Raw genomic sequence first — 987 nt, 5'->3', positions numbered from 1 at the left:
TCGGCGAGCACGTTCCGCATGAGCGGCTGGTCGATCAGCAATGCGCCGAACGCTTTCCGGTGACGCGCGTGGTGCACCGCGCGCAGCGCGGCCATCCGCATGCCCATCGACGAACCGATGACGCAGTCGAGCCGGGTCATGTTGACCATCTCGATGATGGTCGCGACACCGCGCCCCTCGGGTCCGACGAGCCAGCCGGTCGCACCCTGGTATTCGATCTCCGAGGACGCGTTGGACTTGTTGCCGAGCTTGTCCTTGAGCCGCTGGATGTGGATGCGGTTGCGGGTGCCGTCGGGAAGCACGCGCGGCAACAGGAAACAGCTCGGCCCGTGTTCGGTCTGCGCGAGGGTCAGGAACAGGTCCGACATCGGGGCCGACGTGAACCACTTGTGCCCGACGATCGTGTGGCTGCCGTCGGCGTTCGGTGTCGCGGTGGTGGTATTGGCGCGCACGTCGGAGCCGCCCTGCTTCTCCGTCATGGACATGCCCGCGATCAGCCCGCGCTTCGAACTCGGTTCGCGCAGACCGAAGTCGTAGTGGGGTGCCGCGAGCAGCGGTTCGTAGCGTTCGGCGAGTTCGGGGTTGTGCCGCAGTGCGGGGATCGCCGCGTAGGTCATCGAGATCGGGCACATGTGCCCGGCGTCGGCCTGTCCCCACGTGTAGAACTTCGCGGCGCGGGCGACGTGGGCGCCCGGCCGCGGGTCGCGCCAGGGCGCGCCGTGCAGTCCGTGTTCGACGGCGACGGTCATCAGGTCGTGCCAGTGCGGGTGGAACTCGACCTCGTCGATGCGGTTGCCGTAACGGTCGTGGGTGTGTAGGACGGGCGGGTACTCGTTGGCGAGTCGGCCCCAGTCCTGGGCGCGGGCGCCGCCGGCGAGGACACCGAGGGCGCGCACCTCGTCCTCGGCCCAACCGGCACCTTCGCGGCGCAGTCCCTCGAGCAGCGACGCGTCGTCGGCGGCGTCGTAGGGCACGAGGTCGGGGACC

Annotated in this window: 1 pseudogene; it reads right to left on the bottom strand. The window is 69.4% G+C overall.

Annotated elements, in window-relative coordinates:
• Positions 1-987 (bottom strand): annotated as a pseudogene (locus I0Q12_RS33735) (acyl-CoA dehydrogenase family protein); the annotation flags it as partial.

The sequence above is a fragment of the Rhodococcus sp. CX genome, assembly GCF_015865005.1.
Lineage (GTDB): Bacteria > Actinomycetota > Actinomycetes > Mycobacteriales > Mycobacteriaceae > Rhodococcus.
Note: the sequence above shows the minus strand (reverse complement) of the source record. Positions and strands in the feature narration are given on the sequence as shown.